Here is a 945-nt window from a genome sequence, read left to right as displayed (position 1 = left end):
ATCCACAACATCGCGATCGAAGGCGTGTTCGACGATTGCCAGGACATCGTCAAGGCGGTGTCCAATGACCTGGCGTTCAAGCGCGCGCACCGCATCGGCACCGTCAACTCCATCAACTGGGCGCGGCTGCTGGCGCAGGTGGTGTACTACTTCGCCGGCTGGCTGCAGGCCACGCGGGATGGCGCCAAGGAAGTCAGCTTCGCGGTGCCGTCGGGCAACTYCGGCAACATCTGCGCCGGCCACGTCGCGCGCCGCATGGGCCTGCCGATCAAGCAGCTCGTGCTGGCCACCAACGAGAACCGCGTGCTCGACGAGTTCTTCCGCACCGGCACCTACCGCGTGCGCGCCGGCAGCGAGACCTTCGAGACCTCGAGCCCGTCGATGGACATCTCGAAGGCCTCGAACTTCGAGCGCTTCGTGTTCGACCTGCTGGGCCACGACGGCGAGCGCACCCGCGCGCTGTTCAAGACCGCGCTCGAGCAGCACGGCCGCTTCTCGATCACGCCCGAAGAGTTCGCGCGCATCGCCGCCGACGGTTTCGTCTCGGGCCACAGCACGCATGCCGACCGCCTCGCGACGATCCGCCTCGCGTACGAACGCTTCGGCGCGATGATCGACACGCACACCGCCGACGGGTTGAAGGTCGCGCTGGAGCACCTCGACCCGGCGGTGCCGATGATCGTGCTCGAGACCGCGCTGCCGGCCAAGTTCGCCGAGACCATCGTCGAGGCGCTGAACCGCCAGCCGGCCCGGCCGTACCAGCTGAAAGGCATCGAAGACCTGCCGAAGCGCTTCGAGGTGATGCCGGTCGATGCCGAGGCGGTCAAGCGATACATCGCCCAACGCGTCACGGCCCACGTCTGAGCGGCGCGATGAAAGTCATCGGCTTCAGCGGCTACTCGGGCTCCGGCAAGACCACGCTGGTCGAGCAGCTGATCCCGCTGC

The 945-nt window shown here is 67.3% G+C and carries 1 protein-coding gene and 1 pseudogene; both read left to right on the top strand.

Features of this window, described 5'->3' with window-relative positions:
• Positions 1 to 864: PALP domain-containing protein (locus tag AC1D01_RS36570; protein ID WP_477874687.1), on the top strand; the 864-nt coding region annotated here is incomplete at its 5' end.
• A gap of 8 nt (positions 865 to 872) precedes the next feature.
• A pseudogene (locus AC1D01_RS36565) lies at positions 873 to 945 on the top strand (molybdopterin-guanine dinucleotide biosynthesis protein B); the annotation flags it as partial.

The sequence above is a fragment of the Rhizobacter sp. P3_B12 genome (assembly GCF_056402895.1).
The sequence above is the reverse complement of the archived record's forward strand: the minus strand, read 5'-3'. Positions and strand labels throughout refer to the sequence as shown.